We start from the raw sequence: 1,771 nt of genomic DNA, 5'->3' as shown, positions 1-1,771 counted from the left end.
GCTTAGCGGAAAGTTCTTTTACCCTCAGCCGAAATGCCTGCCGTTGCTAGACATTGCCAGCCAGTGCCCGTCACTCCCACTCGATTGTAAACAAGCACACAAAACCCTTTAGTGACAACAATTTGCAAGAACTATCAGGCTCAGTGCCATGAAAAATACCATGACCAGATCATGAGGTTGAACACGGCTTGCGCCGGCAGCGTTCACGCTCCTGGTCGGCGATCTCGCCCGGCTGCAATGCTAGCTCAGCATCGGTCATGCGCTCCAGCACGTCGCGTAGGCGGATGGTGCAAGGAATGGGCGGCAGCTCGAACTCATAGCCGCCGGCGATCATTTCGGCCGCAATCTCCTCGGTGATGAAAAACGGCTCGTCGTCTTGGTTCGGCTTCTTCATGCCCTTTCCTCCTGGCGCTCATCCTGGCCGACAGCGGCCAGGGCATCGGCTTCCGTCAATGCGTCCTCCACGAACGCGCCGTGCTGCTTCGCTTCGGCCTGGCTGACCTCGGCCCATATCCGTTTCACCTGGGCCGCACTGTACCCGGCCAGCTCGGCGGTCTTGTTGATGCTGTAGCCGGACTTGCGCAGCGCGACAACTTGGGCGCGGCGCTTCGGATCAGCACGGCGGCCCTTGTACCGCCCGGCCTGGCGGGCCAACTCAATGCCTTGGCGCTGGCGTTCGCGCCTGTCCTCGTAGTCGTCGCGGGCCATCTGCAAGGCCAGGCGAAAAAGCATGATCTGCACGGCTTCCAGCACGATCTTGGCGACGCCCTGGGCCTCGGCCGCCAGGTCGGATAGATCGACCACGCCAGGGACGGCCAGGCGTGCGCCTTTGGCCTGTATCGAGGCCACCAGGCGCTCGGCCTCGGGCAAAGGTAGGCGGCTGATGCGGTCGATCTTCTCGGCAATGACCACCTCGCCGGGCTGTAGGTCGCCGATCATGCGCAGCAGCTCAGGCCGGTCGGCGCGTGCGCCGGATGCCTTCTCACGGTAGATGCCGGCGACGTAGTAGCCGGCGGCCTTGATCGCCTCTTGGCGTTCCAAGTCCTGCGCGTCGGTGCTGACGCGCAGATAGACCCGCGCCACCATCGGCGCGGCTACTGGCTTCGTCCTGCGCATACTTGCGGGCTCCTTTGGGCATACGCAAAGTGTCCGGTCATGCTACCCCCGGCCAAAAAGGCCGTCATGCGATTTATCTTGGCCGGGTCGTTATTGGCGGGTCTAAATGGCCGCTCCGTGGATCTCATCGCCAGAAATGGCGATGCGAGATCCAGGGCAGGGCGGCCGCCATCGTCAGACCTGGCGATGGTCGACGCCGGCGCGCATCGTCGGATGTGGCGATGCGAGCTCGAGGTCGGTGGCCACCGCCGGCGACCTGGTGCCATCGTCGGCAATGGCGATGCTGCAGCTCGACGTGCGCGGCCTGGTCGTCTCGGCATCGTCGGATGCGGCGATGCTCGAGCGAGGCGAAAAAAAACCGCCTCGGGGTGTCCGAGGCGGCAAGTCTGCATGCGGTTCAGGGAGGAAGAAACCGCGCCGGCGATCAGGGAGGAAAACCGCGCGGCCTGATGTGCAGCTCGGCCACTTTAGCCGGATTTTTCGACTTATCCGATGCGAGCGGCCCGCCGTGGGCGCTGCTCGATCTGCTGTTGCTTTTTCTCGACGTGCTTCTGCTCCTGGTGCTGCTGCTCGTCGCGCGGCACTGTTGCAAAGTTAGCGATGAGGCAGCCTTTTGTCTTATTCAAAGGCCTTACATTTCAAAAACTCTGCTTAC

The 1,771-nt window shown here is 62.6% G+C and carries 3 protein-coding genes; 1 reads left to right on the top strand and 2 read right to left on the bottom strand.

The genetic code is table 11. From position 1 onward, the window contains the following. Window positions 1-169: 169 nt before the first annotated feature. Together ACEQFP_RS17400 and ACEQFP_RS17395 are read right to left on the bottom strand one after the other, a co-directional pair. On the bottom strand, window positions 170-394 hold the full coding sequence (locus ACEQFP_RS17400; RefSeq protein WP_000743213.1) for a hypothetical protein: 225 nt from the start codon (window positions 392-394) through the stop codon (window positions 170-172). Continuing rightward, window positions 391-1,116, bottom strand: coding sequence for a recombinase family protein (locus ACEQFP_RS17395; RefSeq protein ID WP_198089514.1), 726 nt, complete (start codon window positions 1,114-1,116; stop codon window positions 391-393). Before ACEQFP_RS17395 ends, ACEQFP_RS17400 begins: the two co-directional genes overlap by 4 nt. A 368-nt stretch (window positions 1,117-1,484) precedes the next feature. Between ACEQFP_RS17395 and ACEQFP_RS17390 the strand changes: the two genes are divergently transcribed. Beyond that, on the top strand, window positions 1,485-1,771 hold a 287-nt coding region (locus ACEQFP_RS17390; protein ID WP_195903891.1), incomplete at its 3' end, for a hypothetical protein.

The sequence above is a fragment of the Edwardsiella sp. A.80236 genome (assembly GCF_044540725.1).
Taxonomy (GTDB): Bacteria; Pseudomonadota; Gammaproteobacteria; order Enterobacterales; family Enterobacteriaceae; genus Edwardsiella; species Edwardsiella tarda.
Note: the sequence above shows the minus strand (reverse complement) of the source record. Positions and strands in the feature narration are given on the sequence as shown.